We start from the raw sequence: 18035 nt of genomic DNA on the forward strand, positions 1-18035 counted from the left end.
AAATAGTAATCTCCATGATGGGCCACCACTAACTACTGGTTTCTTATTCAATATCGCATATCAAAAAATACATTCTCTGGGTGCTTATATCTATTCGTTTGTATTTGCCAATGGTAACTTGCTGCTATAATATTATGTATCCCTTTTAAATAGACGTTAATTATTTGTTTTTCATCAGGCTCTAAGTTTTCCATTTCTTGATAGACCTGCCTTACCCCTTCTTTATAACTCGTGTAAAGATCATTTACTTTTTTTATTGATAAAGAAACCGCCTCACCATAACTATATGTTTCTTTTGTTTTTAAATATGCATTGACCAAATTATAATCACTATGCTTTTCTTTTGAGTATGAAAACAAATCATTAGACAAAGCACCTATTAACGCACAATCATATTTCACCTGATACAGTGACGGAACTTTTTTTAACAAAGCATCATCTATAAATACGTCATATGCATACTCTATAAGTTCAATTACAGGTAGCATGCCTCCTGTATGCAAACGAATATCAATATATTCATTTACTGTCTCATAAGGTTTTTTTTGTAACGAATAATACAAGTGCGCTTGTATTGTTTTTGTGTACTTTTCAAAAAATCGAACGGTGCTATTTTTTTTGATGCTGTTACTTATATAAGCAATCGCAGTGTATAGCTGATCTATTTTTATAGTTTTAAAAACCTTCGTTTTACTCCCATTTTGCCATGTATCAAAAAGCATTGTAAAGTCTATACTATCGTCCGTTTTAGTATCCTCCCCAAAAAAATCGTCAAAATAATAGAGTACATCATAATTTACTTGCATATCTATCATTTTAGAAACTGGGGCTCCTGCATATAAATAGGTAGTCATTGTTGTGTGATCTTTATAGAACTGAGGGGCTACAATACCGAGTTTTTCTGAAATTTCTTGTGCTTTTTCTAATATCTCTTTAGAATGCTCATGAATGGTACATTTTGTTTTAGAAATAGTTAAGTCTGTTGACTTAGTTATTGTTTTATACGCTAGTTCCATGTAAATCTCTATGTATTAATTAAACCTGTATGATAGTTCTATGACAGATGTAAATGCCTCAGATCAGTGTGTATTTTAGAACAATTTTCTGAAGCACTTGTTTATTCTACTAATATGGGTTCGCTCGAATTATCTATTATTAGGAGTAAAATATTCTAGTTAATAGACACTGTACTACCACATCCAGCGTTTGAACTATACACTCTGCGATTTGTAGAGCTATAATTATAACTCCCTCCCGAGACGGTTTCAGACTGCAGATAACCGTCTGTACTACAATCCCATCGTGCCGTATCTCCTGCATTGATTTTAGTACCGCGATTACGACTTCCTGAAGTTCCTACATAAATAGTACGACCTGTATTATTTTTAAGGGTTACAATATTGTTGCTCTCCATACGCGCCATACGCGCTTGGTGTTCTTTGAGTTTTTTATACTCCGGTGTTTTTCTAATCGAGTCGTTATACTTTTTAATTTCCTCATCACCTGCATCACGAGCTGCTTTTATAGCCGTCATATCCATCTTGTCTTTTGGGGTGAGTGTATATGCGTCTTGCTTTGCCTTCATGGCGGTGACATAGTCTGCAAATATTTGTTCAATATTGACGCTTTTTACGTATTTCTGTACAGAATTTTGCCCTGCATTTCCTAACTTATTTTTCATTTTTGAGAGAAGGCCACCTTTCTTTTTCTTTCCTTTTTTGGTTCCATCTTGATTGTCTTGTGCCTCTTTTTTCAATAGATATATTGCAGTCACATTTTCAAATGTGGGTAAACCTTCATTCGGAATATTATCAACTACAAAAATCATATTGTCTATGACCACATACCCATCGTTGGTATAAGTATGTTTCATATTCATAGGTAGTGGATAATGGTCCATTCTCCCATAATCACTTAGTTCTGTCTGACCAATCGAACCCCAGTCTTCTGTTACAGGTTCTCCCGTAAATCCTACTGGGATACCTCCTGCAGTACGCTGGATACTTACTTTTATGGCGGGCCTACTTCTGCCACCGCCAAATCCCTCATAGACTGCATTTTCACCGTTTGCCTCCAAGGCTTCAAAAAATGATTGTTGTGCGTGTGTGACTGAGACAGAAACAAAAAGAATGAATAGTGCTAAGATATTTTTCATGTGTATGTTTTTAATTAGTAACACTACAAATAACTTTCTCTTTTGGGTAATGTATGCTTTCTAATTTCTGAAAGTTGTAATTGAATTGCTAAACGGTTATATGGTTTCTTTTATGAAAGAGTACGCTTTCGCGAAAGCGTACCAATACGTACTACAACGAAAGAGATTAAACCCAAGAACCTAGATATTAGATTCCAATTTTAAATTAGTACAGGTCATAGATCCTGCTGAAAAAGCGGGATTAGCCTGCCTGCCAGCATAGGCAGGTTCAACTAACTAATTTGTATGCGTCTTTCAGACTTTTACAAAACAGCGTTACACTAATAAAAAACCAAACCCCATTACATATAATGGGGCTTGGTCATAATAAAATGTGATTTTAGTGAGATATAATCATGTAATAAATGTCACATTAAAAAATGACGGTTTACACTCACGGTTTTTGGAACGCATTTTTCAGCTTTCAAAAAGCTAAATAGTATTTACCAGTTCTAAAAATTCTTCTTTTTTATCTTTGGATATAGAAACGCTTTTCCCATTATCCATCAAAATATAACCACCATCACTTTTTACATACTGCTGTATGAAGGAAAGGTTGATAAGAAAAGAACGGTGGGGTCTATAAAAAATAGGAATTTTATCTAATAAATCTACAAAATGACGTAAGGGTTTGCTTATGAAGATTTCTTCTTGAATGGTGCTTATTTTTGTGTACATCCCATCTGCTTCTAAAAGCATAATTTCATCAAAAGGAACAAAACGAATCCCATTAGACACAGGAAGTGCAATTTTTTTAAATTGCGCACTGCTTAAAGCCTCTTTAAGCTCTTCTAGCTTGAGGTTTATTCGACTTGCACCAAGATTTGTGATGGCTTTTTCTACAGCGGTTAGGACATTCTGAGCTCTTAATGGTTTAAGCAAATAATCAACAGCAGATAGCTCAAAGGCCTGTATAGCATATTCACTGTAAGCTGTTGTAAATATAATCTCAAAATTAAAAGATTCCTTATCTATAAAGTTTAAAATTTCTAGCCCTGAGTGTTCTGGCATTTCTATATCTAGAAAAACTAACTGTGGCTCTTCTTCTTTGATTAAAGCAACGCCACTTAATAAATCTTCTGCTTGGATGATACGTGTAACTTTCGGGCAGTTTTCTTTAAGGAGTACTTCCAGAAGTCTGCGAGCTTTAGGTTCATCATCTATCAATATTGCTTTCATAGTATTTAATTTTTATAAGGTATCTCGATGGTTACCTCAGTACCTAAGGCATTATCATCAATGTCTTTTAAATCTTTAATGTACACGCCTACTTTATAATCTCGATTTAAGTTGATTAATTGAAGTCTATTATTTGTTGCTTTTGTAGCAAAAGACGTATGTGCTGGATTACGATTATTCTTTATTTCAGCTGCTTTTTGTCTACCAACACCATTATCTATTATCTGACATTGTATTGTGTTTTTAGCCTTTGAGGGTTTAAAAATAATGGTAAGCTGCCGCTCATATTTTTTATGAAGAAGCCCATGTTTAATGGCATTTTCTACATAGGGTTGTACAAGCATTGTTGGGATCTTAATCTCGTAAGCGTCTAAAGCGTTATCTACCGTTATGGAAAACATCAATGTATCTTCAAATCGCAATTTCTCTAGCTCTAAATACATTTGTAAACAGTCTATTTCTTCCCTAAGTGTTATACTTCCTTTACTACTGTGGTTTAAATATTTACGTACAAGATCTGCAAACTTCCCTAGATAATCGCTTGCGAGATCTTTTTGGTTTAAGACAATATACTCTTGAATAGAGTTCAATGCATTAAATATAAAATGAGGATTCATTTGTGAGCGTAAATTCTCTAGTTTTAGACTTGTAAGCCTATTATTCTGCTGTAGTTGTTTTACTTCTATGAGCTGTAAACGTTTTCTTTTCGCAATAATACTACGTACATAAAAATATACAATTAATGCTACGCATAATAGAACTAACAAGATAAACCACCATTGTTCCCAAAATGGCAATGCGATTATAAATGAAATATCTTGTTCAGGAGATACCTCATTATTGTACCTATTTTTGGCTCTTAATTTAAGTTTGTAGATTCCATTTTTTAGATTTTTTAAATCAAGATAATCTACTCCTTTGTCTAATGAAATAAAAGACTCAGCATTAAGCTTGTATTCATAAATGATATGCTCAGTTGACTGAAAACTATTTGCTCTAAAGTCTAGACGCACACTATTTTGATCATGTGCTAATTTATAATTGGGTTTGTAAACGGTATCCTTATCTGCTATTTTAATAGCGGTAAAATAAAGTTCTGGTAAAGGTCTACTGTAAAATGCTTTTTGTTTATCTATACTAAAGATGCCTACATTACTAGCACAAACAATATGATCTTCAAAAACAATCATACCAGATATTTTATAGGAAGGTATACCGTCTCGTTTTGTGAGTGTCTTAATGGTGCCCGTGGTTCTATTAATAAGTTGTATTCCTTTGTCTGTGGCAATCCATAAGTTATTCTGATCACTGATAATCGCTACAACTTCATTAACAACAAGACCGTTATCTGTAGAGAAATGCTCGATGACTTGATTCCCTCTTATACCAAATACACCATCCTTAAATGTAGATACCCATAGAACGCCATCACTTGTTTGAGTCATTTGCTTACCTAAAATAGGAATTCCATTGTGTGTGACTTTATGTACCATTAGTTTCCTATCATATTGAATCAAGTTATCAATAGTTGCTATGTATGTATGTTTTGAAGCTTTATCATAAAAACCTGCATACGCTCTTTTTTTAGTTAGAGTATGTGTAAAAACGGTTTTCTTTTCTAGATTATTTCTAGCCACAAGATATGATTTATCACCTCCCACAATAAGCAATGTATCTCTTCCTCTAATAACAAGGTCTTTTGCCCCCACTCCATTAAGTCTAGACCCAAAAATTCCTGTCTTTTTATCCAACTCATACGCATCAGTATCATGGCTTATTAATAATTTATGATAGTGTGTATTATAACTCAAAGAAGATACTTTACTTGTGGAAGAAGATTTTAAGATCTTAATATCATTGGTGTGAAGGTCATACATACCTATATCACCACGTATAGTACCAAATGCAAAGCTCTGTTCATCAATTTTTTCTAACGCACTTACATTTGATACTGATTTTTGAAGATTATAATTTTCTATATAAATATTTGTAATGACAAATACTCCATTACGCAGTGTAGATAACCAATAATTATTATCCTTATCTATCACTACTTTCGTCACAAATTCATTTGATAAATACGTTTGTTCATATAAAAGCTCATTATTCGTCTTTTTAAAAACATGAGCCCCTGTACTTGTTAAAAACCAAAGTTTATCATTGAGTTCTATCACACGAGTGATAAGGCATGATTTTAAAATTTCTGGCGTACTGGTTTTTTGAAGGGTCTTGCTTTTTCGCGAAAGCTTATAAAATATATTTTCTTCATTGATGGTATGAAAAAAATACAGCTTTTCACCAACTTGAAATATTGTTGTTTTCTTTGTCGGAATTGCGTTTTTTGAAGTTAAATCTTCAATTAAGGCTGTTGCATCTGCAATTGTTGTCTTTTTAAACTTAAAATCTAACTTAAAAATAACTCTCTCCTCTCTAAATAAAATTCCACTGGGTACTGAAAAAGGAAAACCTATGACATTCCTGCCTTTTTGAGAAATAATTTCTTGAGAGCTATCTAATAGGGAAACTTTAATGATTTGCCTCGGTGTAAAAATAATAAGTGCATTGTTTACTATTTTATAGTCTGCTAAAGCTCCTTTTAGATGATCAGAGACATCTATAAATGTGTGAAGCTTATCATTCTCCACATAAAAAAACTGACCAGAAATATTAGTACACCAGATGCGACCTTTCTCATCTTCAAATAATTCAAAAACAGAGAGTCCTTTTTTAGAGGAATTATTATAGCTTTTAAATTCTTTACCATCATATCTAAAAAGTCCTTTATCTGCTGCAAACCATATAAACCCCTTACGATCTTCCAGCATATCATAAAACTCAATATCTGGCAACCCGTCTTTTTCTGTAAGATGTATAGAAACGGGGGTTTGTCCAAAACTAAAGTAAGGAAAGACAAACAAAACTATGAAAACTAGGTTCTTCAATTAAACTTAAAAAGTATTAAACACAGACAAATTAGTCTTTAAATTTTTGATCATAGTCAGTTTTTTGTAAAAAATCTAAGGATTATCTATAGCTATGATAGCTTACCCATACTATGACCTAGTAATTTACAACAAGTAATATTTAATATCTTTTCCAACTATTTTTACTATGTTGAACTTATAGTACTTCCAAAAATTTTGAAAAGAAAATCAAATTTTTCACGTGTTTGATAGATAATCAAATAAAAATAATAGAATAATATTCAAATCGATTTATTAACTTCTCAAAATAGCTTCTTAGTAGTTGAAACAAGTCTTTGTGTTTCTTAATTCAACACTAAATTCTAATTAAATTGCATTCAAAATTTCTGCTGCTTGTTCTAAAGTTTCATCTGTTTTTGCAAAACAGAAACGCAACATCTTAAAATCTTCTTGATCTAGATTAAAAACAGAGGTCGGGATCGAAGCAATGCCTTTTTCTTTGACAAGCCTTTCGGCGAAAAGAACATCGTTTTCTGTTGTGATTTCGCTATAGTCCAATAACTGAAAATAGGTCCCTGAAGACGGGGTCATGTTGAATCGAGATTCTTTAATAAGGTCTAAAAACAAATCTCTCTTACGTTGGTAGAAATCACCTAACGCTAGATAGTGCCTGGGTGTTTTTAAATACTGAGCAAATGCTTTTTGTGTAGGATGATGTACCGAAAAAACAGAAAATTCATGTACTTTTTGAAACTCTTTCATAAGATATTTGGGAGCCACAGCATATCCTGTTCTCCAACCTGTAGTATGAAATGTTTTCCCAAATGAAGCCGTAATAAATGCTCTTTCTGCAAGTCTAGGATATTTGGCTACACTCTCATGTTTGACACCATCAAAGACAATATGCTCATATACCTCATCACTAAGCAATATAATATCTGTATTTTCTAAGATTTTCTCTAAGGTGAGCATATCCCCTTTTGTCAACACCGTTCCTGTGGGATTGTGAGGTGTGTTAATGATAAGCATTTTGGTTGCAGGTGTGATGGCTTCTTTCACCACCTTCCAGTTTACTTTATAATCTGGAGCTTCTAGTTGTATAGGCACTACCTTTCCTCCGTTAACTAAAATAGCAGGCTCATACGAATCATAGGCAGGTTTTAGGACAATTACTTCATCATCTTGATGGACAAAAGCAGAAATCGCTGTATAGAGCGCCTGAGTAGCGCCTACTGTGACGGTCACTTCATTTTCTGGATCATAGGCACTTCCATAGAGGGTATTCATCTTTAAAGCAATTTGCTCTCTAAGACTATAAATACCATGCATAGGTGCATACTGGTTGTATCCTGAAGCCATGGCTTCTGTCACTAGCGCATGTAATTTTGGGTCGGTATCAAATCCTGGAAATCCCTGAGAAAGATTAATCGCATCATAAGTGTGAGCCATCTGTGCCATGACACTAAAAATAGAAGAGGCTACATTGGGTAATTTAGAAGTGTTCTTCATGGTGTGTATCTTTCTATTGGAAACTGTAGACAACCACAGCTATTTGAGGATGTGACTTAAGGTCTAATATCTTTTGCGGCTTTTTCTAGCTCTTGGTACCAAGCCTCTCCAAATTTTCGCGTAAGCGCATCTTTTACAAATTTATAGACAGGCACTTGCAATTCTTTTCCTAAGGCACACGCGTCATCACAAATGGGCCATTTATGGTAATTTACCGCAGAAAACGAACTGTATTTTTGTACCCTAACAGGGTATAAATGGCAAGAAATAGGTTTTTTAAAATCGACTTTCCCCGCATTATACGCATCTTCGATCCCACAGCTAGCGATGCCTTTATCGGTAAAAGTCACATAGGCACATTCGGCATCATTGACCAGGGTGGTTTCAAGTTCTCCTAGGTCTGTTGTAATGGAGGTTCCTTGTGCTTCTATGGCTGCAATGCCCTCTGGTCTTAAAAAGGGTTTTACGTCTTCATAAATCGCTTTGAGTATCTGCACTTCGTCTTCTTCAAGAGGGGCGCCTGCTTCTCCAGCGATACAGCACTCTCCTTTACAGGCATTGAGATTACATACAAAATCTTTTTCAATGATTTGTTCTGAGACGATAGTATTTTTAAGCTGAAACATCCCACAAAGATAGCCCGAAAGTATGAGCTATAAAATAGCTATATATAAATTTAAAGAGGTTTATAATTTATGTACTTTTAGATAAAATATAGCATCAAATGTTCCTTTATACGCTTTCGCGAAAGCGTATATATTTACATAAATTTTACCTTGATTTCATACAGTTTGTACAAGTAAAATCATATAATTTATGGTAATTTTGCACTCATTTTGTAAATCCCTATCATTATGAAATTTGATATTAAAGAAATAACCGCGGCTACCATGATTTTGTTTGCCGTTATTGACATTGTAGGGAATATTCCTATTGTGATCAAGTTGCGAAAAAAAGCAGGGCATATTCAAAGTGCAAAGGCCTCTATTGTTGCCTTGGTGATTATGATTGCTTTTGTTTTTTTAGGGGAACGTATTTTAAATATTATCGGCGTAGAAGTCAATGAATTTGCAGTAGCAGGTTCTTTTATCTTATTTTTTATTGCCTTAGAAATGATCTTAGGGGTAACGCTGTTTAAAGATGAGCAAGTGAGCCCTAAAACAGTGACAGTGTTTCCACTAGCATTTCCCCTACTAGCAGGCCCTGGAAGTCTTACCTCTCTTGTAGCATTGCGTGCAGAGTACAAGATCGAGAATATTATTGTAGCCATTTTTATCAATATCATACTAATCTATATTGTTCTAAAAACATCTAGACATATTGAAAGATTTATGGGTAAAAACGGTATTATTATTATTCAAAAGGTTTTTGGCGTAATTTTGCTAGCCATTGCGGTAAAGTTATTTACTTCAAATATTCAGGAATTATTTAAATAGAAACTATGCGTATTGCTATTCCAACATTTATTGTACTTGCAGCACTATTACTTATTTATAACATCACTCAGATTAATTTTGAGGCTCCACTTCAAGGTGAGAGTACCGTTGCGCTGATTGGCGTGATTGGAAGTACGTGTGCGATTGTTTTACTTTTGATCTTACTCGTGTCTAGAAAAATTGCAAAGAAAGAAAAAGAGCATAAGCGTGCTCTATAAAAACGTGTAGTACGTAAGGTATTTATTAAAATAAATAGATAAGTTCTGGCTTATAGATTTCTAAGCCTATCCCTACAACAAGTGTTATAATGGCTAGGATTGTAAATAATTTGTGTAGTTTCTGATAGAGTAAATTACGTCTAAGTTTTTGTTTAAGCTTATCGTCATCCAGTTTATTCATCTCTTCTATCACTGTTTCTGCTGAGAGATAAAACGGACTTACAGAGATACCGTTTGAGATAAATAGCTTCGCACTGTTATCTAGTAGTCTAAATATAACAGCGATAATAAATACGAACACAGATGCAACTATAACCATAATAATATTTCCCCCTAATCGGCGCTTAGGCTTATGATTTTACGGATAATCGCATCATCTTGATTAACCATTTGTTCAAAAGCATTATCGCCAAAGAGCTGTTTTGCCATGGTGGCTTTGAGGTAGTTTTTATAAACTTCCCTGTATTTTTTTGCTCTTAGATTAATTCCCCTTAATTGGGCGTAAGATATAAAATCTTCTACAATTGTATCAGATATGACAATGTCATTTTGAAATTCTTCTAAAGAAAGTGCATTATAATAGGAACGATCTTTCTCTAATTGTTCAAAAATAAACATCCGCATATATCCAGACCTCAATAGATAATTAAGGTGTTCTATTTCATAATCAATGTTTTTAGGGACAAATACATCAGGAATAATACCTCCACCTCCGTATACTATTTTTCCTAAAGGTGTTTTGAATTTTAAGGAATCTGCCACCTTAATACTATCTGCACTGCGAAGTTCTCCATTTTCATAGCGTTCTAGATAATCTTCAAAATAATCTTTATTCCCTAATTCATACGGTTTTTGAATAGATCTTCCTGTAGGCGTATAATACCTAGCAATGGTAAGTCTAACAGCACTCCCATCTCCTAGTGACATCTCTCTCTGTACAAGTCCTTTGCCAAAAGAGCGCCTACCTACAATGAGTCCCTTATCGTTATCCTGTAAGGCGCCTGCAACAATCTCACTAGCAGAAGCTGAATTTTCATTAATCAGAATAAAAACCTCTCCATCTTCAAAAATTCCTCCTCGCTTTGAGTAGGTTTCATTGATCTTTCCTGTCTTATTTTTTGTGAAGAGAATAAGTTTATTTTTCTTTAAAAACTCGTCTGCTATAGCTTCTGCACTTGAAACATAGCCTCCTGGATTGTCTCTTAAATCAAGTGCTAATTGTGTGGCTCCTTCGCGCTTAAGTGCTTTAAGTGCCGTCATAAACTCATCATATGTTGTTTCGGCAAATCTATTAATCTTGATATATCCCAATTGGTCTGTAAGCATATAACTTGCTACCACGCTTGAAATAGGAACGATATCTCTTTTTACACGAAAGGAAAGAAGCTCACTTTCTCCCTGTCTTTTTATTTTAAGATCAACAAATGTATTCACACGTCCTTTGAGGATTTTGGATAATGAGTCATCACTCATCGCTTGTCCAAAAAGAGGAATATTATCTGCAGCTATGATACGATCGCCTCCACGTATACCAACTTTATCACTTGGACCATCAACGATAGCTTGTATCACCGTAATAGAGTCTTTGTAAGGATAAAAACGAACTCCTATTCCTACAAAGTCGCCTTTCATGTTTTCTTCAATTTCTTTTAACTCTTCTGGCGGGATGTAAGTGGAATGTGGATCTAGATGGTCTAAAATACCATTAACAGTAACATCAACAATACTATCTGTATCTACAGTATCAACATACTCATAGTCTATGTAATCTATAAGTTTATTAAGTTTTTCTTTCTTTTTATTTGAACCAAAAAAAGCCGTGTCCGAAGAGGATCCGAAATTCAGAAAGCTCCCCAAAACAATTCCGAAAACAATTCCTACACTAAAGAGGAAGGGTATATATTTCTTTTTTAATTTCATGAATCTTCTAAATTTGATAGATGCACTATCTCAACGCCTGCTCTCTCTAAAAATTTTATACCACTCTGATCTTTATAGCCTTCTTTAAACACCACCCGTTTAATTCCTGCTTGATGAATCAATTTACTACACTCTTTACACGGACTTAATGTAATATATAATGTGGCTCCTCTACAGGATTGTGTCGAGGAAGCTACTTTTAAGATAGCGTTTGCTTCGGCATGAAGTACATACCATTTTGTATATCCTTCTTCATCTTCACAAAAATTTTCAAAGCCTGTAGGAGTTCCATTATAGCCGTCTGATATAATCATTTTATCCTTTACTATAATGGCGCCTACTTGTTTGCGCTCACAGTAGGAAAGTTTTCCCCATTCTCGAGCCATTCTTAAATAAGCGATATCGTATTTGTGTTGCTTTAAAGCCATGTATTTTTAAGTGAAGAGTACGCTTTCGCGAAAGCGTATATATTCCAAAACTAATTTATAACCACTAATGTAAGTGCCTCTTACGGGATACGCAACCGATTATTAAATATTTAACGCAATTAATGCATTTCTAAAGATAGGAATCGCAACTCCTATGACTATAGCAGAAATAACCATGACCCAATCTCTTACTGAAAAACGGAATATAAACTGTCCTATAAAACTAACAGTTAATACTAAAAGTACAATGATAATTTGTGACGCTTCTATCCCTAAAGTGTATTCTAATAATGGAAGAAATTTATTCTCAGTGCTGGCCGTCATCATCTTGAAATAGGTGGAAAATCCAAATCCGTGGATAAGACCAAAAAACAAGGTAGCAATAAGGTAGACACCTACTTGTTCTTTACGTCCTTTTTTACCAGCTGTGAATATGTTATATATTGCTGTAATTAAAATAGTTACAGGTATTAAAAATTCAATAAGCGTAGTATTAATTTTTACAACTCCGTAGGCTGCTAAACTCAAAGATATCGTATGACCTACGGTAAAAACAGTGACGAGTGATAGGAGTCTTTTCCAGTTGGAAAAAGTGTAAGGAACCGTTAGAACAATGATAAATAGAATATGATCATAAGCATTCCAATCTAGTACGTGAAAAAGTCCTTCTTTAAAATAAAACCAAAAAGTGTCCATCAAAAATATATTAGGGGGGTTTTTCAAATGTACAAATTAAAATTGATGCAATAATAGCTATATTTGTGCCTTAATTTTAAAGAAAAAAATATGTCTATTTCAGATTTATACGATAGTGGTTTTCGGAAGCGTAATGAAGATCATTTTGCAGCGATGGTTCGTGTTGCTATGAGTGATGCTATCATTACTGAAGATGAAAAAAAATTCCTAGATAGAACGGCTCGTAATCTTGATATCTCAGAAGAAGATTACAAGATGATATTAAAAGATTATAGTTCTCATAAAATCAACCCTCCTATCTCTTACGATAATCGTTTAGAGCGTCTTTTTGATTTAGGAAGAATGGTTTATGCAGATCACGAGCTTGGAGATAAGCAGGTGGTAATGTTAGAGAGACTCGCCGTAGGGTTGGGCTTTACAGCAAATAATGTAAAATATATTGTTGATAAGGCGCTATCTCTTGTAAAAGAAGGGGTAGACTTAGACACTTTTAAAGAGGAAATCAAATTAATGAATCGTTAGTAAACAAACTTCAGTTTCAATAAAAAAAGCGACAATGATGTCGCTTTTTTTATTTATTCTATTTTGTTTTCTTATTCTTATACCGATGTAATAATCGATCTATTGTTTTAAATAGTAGATCAGCGTCTACGGGTTTAGTTAGATACGCATTCATCCCACTTTCTTTTGCTGCTTCTTTTTCTTTATCAGTTGTTCTGGCTGTTAGCGCGATGATAGGGATTTTCTTTATTTTTTTATCGGCATGACCTCGTATTCTTAAAGTGGTATCGTACCCATCCATGACAGGCATTGATAAGTCCATTAAAATAAGGTCGTATGGGTATTTTTCAAGAAAAAGCACCACTTGCTCTCCGTTTTTGGCAATATCTAAGCTGTAATTTCCATCATCTGCAAATAATCGCATCATAAGAAGTTGATTCACTTCTATATCTTCTCCTAATAGAATACGATATTTTTTCTTTTTGGCACCTCCACTTGTCTTCTCAGATTTTTTAACTCTCTGTATTTCTTTGTCTTCTTTTTGATCATGAGAAACACCTAAAGAAATAGTAAATTTAAAAGAGGAGCCTTCTTGCTCTCTACTCGTTACTTCGAGATCGCTCTCCATAAGCTGGGTAAGTTGCTTCACAATGCTCAGTCCTAATCCAGAACCTCCGAATAAACCGCGTTTTTCTAGTTGTGTAAAACTTTCAAAGATGGTGGTAAGATGCTCTTTTGGAATCCCTATTCCCGTGTCTATAATCTCAAAGGTGACAGGAATGCGACGCATATTACGAGAAGAAGTTGATATACGTAAGGTAACCGTACCTTGATGCGTGTATTTTAGTGCATTTTCAAGGAGATTAACTAAGATTTGGTTGAGTCTTAATTGATCTCCTATGAGGAATCTTGGAAGATTTTCCCCTATATCGGTAACAAATTGCAGACGTTTTTCACTAGCTTGTAACTCATAGGTCTTCACAATGGACTCAATGAACTTCTTAAAATTAAATCGCTTATTTTTAATTTCTAATCGCCCTGCTTCTATTTTAGAAATATCTAAGAGGTCATCTACAATAGAGACAAGATTTTTTGAAGAGTCTTTAACGATTCTTACAAGGTCTAGTTGTTCTTTATTTAAGTTTGTGTTTTCAAGAACACTTAAAAAACCTAGAATACTATTAAGAGGCGTCCTTATCTCATGACTAACGTTTGCTAGAAATTTATTCTTAAACCCACGTTGTACATTGAGCTCATTATTTAATTCTTGAGTAATATTAAAGTTAATGATCGACTCATTACGCACTTGTTTAATTTGATGTACTGTCTTATAGTGATCTGTAAGGTCTTCAATAAACAAAAAAACTTGTTCCTTTTTAAAATCAACTTGAGATCTGATATCAAAAAAACAAGTCTTCCCTTTTACTTCCATTTGAACGCAATAGAATTTTTGTTCTTTTGCATCTTCATCAAATAAGGAAGAAATTACGTGAAAAAAGGGATGGAAATCAGTAATATCAGAACCTTTCTTTATTGAAAATAAGGAGTCATCTGTATCTAAAATCTGATTTGTTTTATCTACAATTAGTATTTGTGTAGTATTTTCTAAAAAATCCTGTCTAAGCTTATCAAGCATTCTCAAGCAATTGTGCTGCTACGTTTTCAAACAGCAATTCAACATTTTCTCCTGTTTTTGCACTGGAAAGATAAGAATGCTGAATATCTTGAGATTTTAATTCTTTTAAAATAGTCTCAGGATCGACCAAATCCACTTTATTGCCGATTATGTGCACAGAAACTTGAGGGAATTTTTCTTTTAGGTGATCCAAGTTATATTTTATATCTCCATAGGTAACAGGTCTAGAAGCATCAAAAACATATATAAAACTAGACGCTCCCATTAAATAAGAAGGTCTATATTTTGTAAAATCATCTGTTCCTTCAACATCCCATATGACTAGGGTGACATTTTCTTTTTCTAGGTGTACCTCTTTCTTCATGATATGAACTCCTATGGTAACCGTGTAATTTTCTGAAAAGGTGTTTTCTACAAAACGTCTCAGAAGTGAAGATTTCCCTACCCCAAAATGACCTAGCAACACTATTTTTTTAGATACGCTCATCTGTAAAATATGATTTTAATTTTTTGGTAAAAGTTTCTGGATTTTCTAGATCGCTTTTATTTACGACAAATTGTGCGAAATCCAAAAGCACATCTTCTAGTTTATCTTTGTACTCATCGTCATAAATACCTGTGATAACTACTGCAATATAATAATTTGAAAAGTTTTGAAGATGAATTGCAAATAATTCATAATCTATTCTTTCCAATTCCATTTCTCCTTTATCATACGCATCTTCTACAAAACTTTTAATAGCTGTTAACATTCCAGCCACCATATCCTCGTCTAGCGTTTGTCTTTTGGCGTAATTTGCTTTGAGCAATCCTGATCCTTTTTCAATAACCATGATCTGCTCAATCCTTGCTTTATATTGCTCATACATTAAAGCAGCTGCATCAATGTCTTCATTCTTTCCTGAGAACCACTTTTTAAAGGAAAATGTTTTATTAAGTCGCTTATTGATATCTTCATTGAGTTTTTTAATCTCTGCTTGAACATACTTTTTTATCATTTTACCCATGACTGGGTACAGAGCTTCGGCTACCGCATCTTGCGATTTTTTAATCTCAGTTTTTAGCGCTTCTGTAATAACGGGTCCTAATGCTTTAGGCATCTTATGGACAAAATCGTCCATACGATCATCGAGTATTGGAGTGACTCTATCTAAAAGGTGATCTTGTTGTGATTCTAATTTTTGAATCTTAAGTACTAGACTTTGATCAAACTCACGTTCTTCTGTAAGTAAGATTTCTTTTAAAATCTCAAGTCTTTCCTTAGAGTCCATAACAGAGATTGGTTAGAACTATTAAGATTTTATACTTTCGCCTAACTTTATAAGTAAATTGCCTAATTGTGATCTGTCTACTTTTTTCTCATCTAAAGACGCAGCTTTGTCATTTAATGATTCTTCTAAGTCCGATATACGAATATTAACATCTGTACTTAGATTATCAATAGCCGTCATAATTTCTTTACGAGTATCATCAATATAATCTGAAAGCTCTTGACGCCTATTTTCCAGCTCCTTTTTTAACGTATCAAATTCTTGGCTGTACTCAGCCATATTTTCTCCAAAAATAAGCTGCTTAATAGCATCAATTTTAGAATTGGCTTCTAATTGACTTTGATTGCTCTGCTCTTTACTTGCTTTAGACATAATTTAATCAGGGATTGTTTGCTATATAGCAAAAAACAAATATATAAAAAATGCCGACAAGCGACTACATATGTAGGGATTATAATGATTTAGCCATAAAGTCTTCGGCTTTTTCTACCATTTTTTTACTTCCACAAAAGAAAGGAACCCGCTCATGTAATTCTTTAGGCTGTAAATCTAATATAGAAGTATAGCCATCACTTGCCTTACCGCCTGCTTGTTCTGTAATAAATGCCATGGGGTTACATTCATACAACAACCTTAGCTTTCCTTTTGCATTTAAAGAGCTTTTAGGGTACATATAAATCCCTCCTTTAATCATATTACGATGTATGTCTGAAACCAAAGAACCAATATATCTAGAGGTATATGGGCGATTTCCAGATTCTTCTTGACAGTATTTGATATAATTTTTTACTCCTTGTGGAAAATGTGTATAGTTTCCTTCATTTACAGAATAAATACTCCCCTCTTCTGGAAACTTCATATTGGGATGAGATAAATAAAAGGTTCCAATAGCTGGGTTTAATGTAAATCCATTAACTCCGTGACCTGTAGTATATACCAACATAGTACTCGTCCCGTAAATAATGTATCCCGCAGCTACTTGATTACGTCCTGGCTGTAAAAAATCTTCTATTGTTACAGGACTCCCAGACGGAGTAACCCTTCTGTAAATTGAAAAAATAGTTCCTACAGAAACATTCACATCAATATTTGAAGAACCATCCAAAGGATCCATAAGAATCACATATTTGTTTTTATGATCATCATTATGGCCCTCTACTGTAATAAAATCGTCGTTTTCTTCGCTTCCAATACCACAGACAATTTCTCTGTTTTTCAGAGTCTTGATAAAGGCTTCGTTGGCAATCACATCTAATTTTTGCTGGTCTTCTCCTTGTATGTTGGTATCACCTGCTTCCCCTAAAATATCAACAAGTCCCGCCTTATTCACTTGATGATTTACCACTTTTGCGGCCAATCGAATTGCATTGATCAATCGGGACAACTCACCTGAGGAGTATTTGAATTCTGATTGATTTTCAATAATAAACTCTCCTAGTGTTTGATTTTTACGAGCCATGTGGTATGTGTAGGTTATTTTTTGCAAAAATATTCAAAAAAACACCATTACTACAACGATTTCGTATTCTTTTATCTGTATATATTTTTTTACTTTCGCTACTCAAGATTAGATTTCCTATGAACCATACCATTCGCAAGGCTCAAGCCGAAGACATGTCTGCTGTTTTAGACCTCATCACCGAGCTCGCCGTTTTTGAAAAAGAACCAAACGCTGTCCAAATATCCGTTGATACATTAATCACTCATGGCACAGGCCCAAATCCTTTGTTCACATGTTTTGTAGCAGAAGATAACGGGAAAATCGTAGGAATGGCATTGGTTTATTATAGATTCTCTACTTGGGAAGGCAAATCCTTACATCTTGAAGATCTTATTATTTCAGAAAATTACAGAGGAAAAGGATATGGTAAAGCATTATATAACGAAGTAATGCGTTATGCAGTATCAAAAGGTGTGAATAGAGTGGAGTGGGTCGTGTTAGATTGGAATACACCTGCCATCAATTTTTATGAAAACAGTGGCGCTCTTTTATTAAAAGATTGGCACCTTGTTCAAATGAACAAAGAAAGGCTTCAGAAATATATTGATTCAATATCTTAGAAATCAACTGTTTTCTAGATATAAAATATAATTTTTGAATGCATACTGTATACGCTTTCGCG

19 protein-coding genes are annotated in these 18035 nt (G+C 34.0%); 4 read left to right on the plus strand and 15 right to left on the minus strand.

The genetic code is table 11. The features are described 5' to 3' along the window. Nucleotides 1-47 precede the first annotated feature (47 nt). The 6 genes from ACFO3O_RS14940 to ACFO3O_RS14965 all read right to left on the minus strand — a co-directional run bounded on the left by ACFO3O_RS14940 (nt 48) and on the right by ACFO3O_RS14965 (nt 8432). Nucleotides 48-1016, minus strand: a complete 969-nt coding sequence (locus ACFO3O_RS14940; protein ID WP_379980204.1) for a terpene synthase family protein — start codon at nt 1014-1016, stop codon at nt 48-50. Nucleotides 1017-1171: 155 nt separating this feature from the next. Next, nucleotides 1172-2155 (minus strand): hypothetical protein, encoded by a 984-nt coding sequence (locus tag ACFO3O_RS14945; RefSeq protein WP_379980206.1) that lies wholly within the window; start codon nt 2153-2155, stop codon nt 1172-1174. Between the two features lie 471 nt (nt 2156-2626). Continuing rightward, nucleotides 2627-3373 (minus strand): LytR/AlgR family response regulator transcription factor, encoded by a 747-nt coding sequence (locus ACFO3O_RS14950; protein WP_379980208.1) that lies wholly within the window; start codon nt 3371-3373, stop codon nt 2627-2629. Between the two features lie 5 nt (nt 3374-3378). After that, entirely contained in the window at nt 3379-6291 is a 2913-nt protein-coding gene (locus ACFO3O_RS14955; protein WP_379980210.1) for a sensor histidine kinase, read from the minus strand. Nucleotides 6292-6663: 372 nt separating this feature from the next. Then, nucleotides 6664-7806 carry a methionine aminotransferase gene (locus tag ACFO3O_RS14960; RefSeq protein WP_379980212.1) on the minus strand — a complete coding sequence of 381 codons (1143 nt, stop codon included), beginning with the start codon at nt 7804-7806 and terminating at the stop codon, nt 6664-6666. A gap of 56 nt (nt 7807-7862) precedes the next feature. Then, nucleotides 7863-8432 carry a DUF3109 family protein gene (locus tag ACFO3O_RS14965; RefSeq protein WP_379980214.1) on the minus strand — a complete coding sequence of 190 codons (570 nt, stop codon included), beginning with the start codon at nt 8430-8432 and terminating at the stop codon, nt 7863-7865. Between the two features lie 228 nt (nt 8433-8660). On the opposite strand from ACFO3O_RS14965, the gene ACFO3O_RS14970 reads away from it, so the two are divergent. Then, the gene (locus tag ACFO3O_RS14970; RefSeq protein ID WP_379980216.1) at nt 8661-9242 is read left to right on the plus strand and encodes a MarC family protein; all 582 of its coding nucleotides are present in this window, start codon (nt 8661-8663) and stop codon (nt 9240-9242) included. Nucleotides 9243-9247: 5 nt separating this feature from the next. Then, nucleotides 9248-9460, plus strand: a complete 213-nt coding sequence (locus tag ACFO3O_RS14975; RefSeq protein WP_379980218.1) for a hypothetical protein — start codon at nt 9248-9250, stop codon at nt 9458-9460. Nucleotides 9461-9485: 25 nt separating this feature from the next. On the opposite strand, the gene ACFO3O_RS14980 is transcribed toward ACFO3O_RS14975, so the two are convergent. The 4 genes from ACFO3O_RS14980 to ACFO3O_RS14995 form a co-directional block, all read right to left on the minus strand. Next, on the minus strand, nt 9486-9779 hold the full coding sequence (locus ACFO3O_RS14980) for a hypothetical protein (RefSeq protein WP_379980220.1): 294 nt from the start codon (nt 9777-9779) through the stop codon (nt 9486-9488). 14 nt (nt 9780-9793) lie between these two features. Beyond that, the gene (locus ACFO3O_RS14985) at nt 9794-11380 is read right to left on the minus strand and encodes a S41 family peptidase (protein ID WP_379980222.1); all 1587 of its coding nucleotides are present in this window, start codon (nt 11378-11380) and stop codon (nt 9794-9796) included. Then, nucleotides 11377-11808: a deoxycytidylate deaminase gene (locus ACFO3O_RS14990; protein ID WP_379980224.1), complete on the minus strand. Its 432-nt coding sequence runs from the start codon at nt 11806-11808 to the stop codon at nt 11377-11379. The genes ACFO3O_RS14985 and ACFO3O_RS14990 overlap by 4 nt, the downstream gene beginning before the upstream one ends. 102 nt (nt 11809-11910) lie before the next feature. Next, a complete protein-coding gene (locus tag ACFO3O_RS14995; protein WP_379980303.1) occupies nt 11911-12504 on the minus strand; it encodes a HupE/UreJ family protein in 594 nt (197 codons plus the stop codon). 90 nt (nt 12505-12594) lie between these two features. Here ACFO3O_RS14995 and ACFO3O_RS15000 point away from each other — a divergent pair, with 90 nt between their 5' ends. Continuing rightward, nucleotides 12595-13026: a tellurite resistance TerB family protein gene (locus tag ACFO3O_RS15000; RefSeq protein ID WP_379980226.1), complete on the plus strand. Its 432-nt coding sequence runs from the start codon at nt 12595-12597 to the stop codon at nt 13024-13026. 58 nt (nt 13027-13084) lie between these two features. Here ACFO3O_RS15000 and ACFO3O_RS15005 read toward each other — a convergent pair whose 3' ends face one another. From ACFO3O_RS15005 to fbp, 5 genes are all read right to left on the minus strand, one after another. Next, nucleotides 13085-14641: an ATP-binding protein gene (locus ACFO3O_RS15005; RefSeq protein WP_379980228.1), complete on the minus strand. Its 1557-nt coding sequence runs from the start codon at nt 14639-14641 to the stop codon at nt 13085-13087. After that, entirely contained in the window at nt 14634-15128 is a 495-nt protein-coding gene (locus tag ACFO3O_RS15010) for a Rab family GTPase (protein ID WP_379980230.1), read from the minus strand. Before ACFO3O_RS15010 ends, ACFO3O_RS15005 begins: the two co-directional genes overlap by 8 nt. After that, nucleotides 15115-15912, minus strand: a complete 798-nt coding sequence (locus tag ACFO3O_RS15015) for a cell envelope biogenesis protein OmpA (RefSeq protein WP_379980232.1) — start codon at nt 15910-15912, stop codon at nt 15115-15117. Before ACFO3O_RS15015 ends, ACFO3O_RS15010 begins: the two co-directional genes overlap by 14 nt. Before the next feature lie 21 nt (nt 15913-15933). Beyond that, nucleotides 15934-16284, minus strand: a complete 351-nt coding sequence (locus tag ACFO3O_RS15020) for a fructose 1,6-bisphosphatase (protein ID WP_379980234.1) — start codon at nt 16282-16284, stop codon at nt 15934-15936. Nucleotides 16285-16363: 79 nt separating this feature from the next. Further along, nucleotides 16364-17371: a class 1 fructose-bisphosphatase gene (gene fbp, locus ACFO3O_RS15025; RefSeq protein ID WP_379980236.1), complete on the minus strand. Its 1008-nt coding sequence runs from the start codon at nt 17369-17371 to the stop codon at nt 16364-16366. Between the two features lie 119 nt (nt 17372-17490). On the opposite strand from fbp, the gene ACFO3O_RS15030 reads away from it, so the two are divergent. Further along, complete coding sequence (locus ACFO3O_RS15030; RefSeq protein WP_379980238.1) at nt 17491-17973, plus strand: GNAT family N-acetyltransferase; 483 nt, start codon at nt 17491-17493, stop codon at nt 17971-17973. Nucleotides 17974-18035 lie beyond the last annotated feature (62 nt).

The organism is Dokdonia ponticola (assembly GCF_042653865.1).
GTDB lineage: Bacteria > Bacteroidota > Bacteroidia > Flavobacteriales > Flavobacteriaceae > Dokdonia > Dokdonia ponticola.

Excerpts from the sequence above, each read along its gene's own strand:
- ACFO3O_RS14940 (WP_379980204.1), bottom strand. The coding sequence starts at position 1,016 with ATGGAACTAGCGTATAAAACAATAACTAAGTCAACAGACTTAACTATT.
- ACFO3O_RS14945 (WP_379980206.1), bottom strand. The coding sequence starts at position 2,155 with ATGAAAAATATCTTAGCACTATTCATTCTTTTTGTTTCTGTCTCAGTC.
- ACFO3O_RS14950 (WP_379980208.1), bottom strand. The coding sequence starts at position 3,373 with ATGAAAGCAATATTGATAGATGATGAACCTAAAGCTCGCAGACTTCTG.
- ACFO3O_RS14960 (WP_379980212.1), bottom strand. The coding sequence starts at position 7,806 with ATGAAGAACACTTCTAAATTACCCAATGTAGCCTCTTCTATTTTTAGT.
- ACFO3O_RS14965 (WP_379980214.1), bottom strand. The coding sequence starts at position 8,432 with ATGTTTCAGCTTAAAAATACTATCGTCTCAGAACAAATCATTGAAAAA.
- ACFO3O_RS14970 (WP_379980216.1), top strand. The coding sequence starts at position 8,661 with ATGAAATTTGATATTAAAGAAATAACCGCGGCTACCATGATTTTGTTT.
- ACFO3O_RS14975 (WP_379980218.1), top strand. The coding sequence starts at position 9,248 with ATGCGTATTGCTATTCCAACATTTATTGTACTTGCAGCACTATTACTT.
- ACFO3O_RS14980 (WP_379980220.1), bottom strand. The coding sequence starts at position 9,779 with ATGGTTATAGTTGCATCTGTGTTCGTATTTATTATCGCTGTTATATTT.
- ACFO3O_RS14985 (WP_379980222.1), bottom strand. The coding sequence starts at position 11,380 with ATGAAATTAAAAAAGAAATATATACCCTTCCTCTTTAGTGTAGGAATT.
- ACFO3O_RS14990 (WP_379980224.1), bottom strand. The coding sequence starts at position 11,808 with ATGGCTTTAAAGCAACACAAATACGATATCGCTTATTTAAGAATGGCT.
- ACFO3O_RS14995 (WP_379980303.1), bottom strand. The coding sequence starts at position 12,504 with ATGGACACTTTTTGGTTTTATTTTAAAGAAGGACTTTTTCACGTACTA.
- ACFO3O_RS15000 (WP_379980226.1), top strand. The coding sequence starts at position 12,595 with ATGTCTATTTCAGATTTATACGATAGTGGTTTTCGGAAGCGTAATGAA.
- ACFO3O_RS15005 (WP_379980228.1), bottom strand. The coding sequence starts at position 14,641 with ATGCTTGATAAGCTTAGACAGGATTTTTTAGAAAATACTACACAAATA.
- ACFO3O_RS15010 (WP_379980230.1), bottom strand. The coding sequence starts at position 15,128 with ATGAGCGTATCTAAAAAAATAGTGTTGCTAGGTCATTTTGGGGTAGGG.
- ACFO3O_RS15015 (WP_379980232.1), bottom strand. The coding sequence starts at position 15,912 with ATGGACTCTAAGGAAAGACTTGAGATTTTAAAAGAAATCTTACTTACA.
- ACFO3O_RS15020 (WP_379980234.1), bottom strand. The coding sequence starts at position 16,284 with ATGTCTAAAGCAAGTAAAGAGCAGAGCAATCAAAGTCAATTAGAAGCC.
- fbp (WP_379980236.1), bottom strand. The coding sequence starts at position 17,371 with ATGGCTCGTAAAAATCAAACACTAGGAGAGTTTATTATTGAAAATCAA.
- ACFO3O_RS15030 (WP_379980238.1), top strand. The coding sequence starts at position 17,491 with ATGAACCATACCATTCGCAAGGCTCAAGCCGAAGACATGTCTGCTGTT.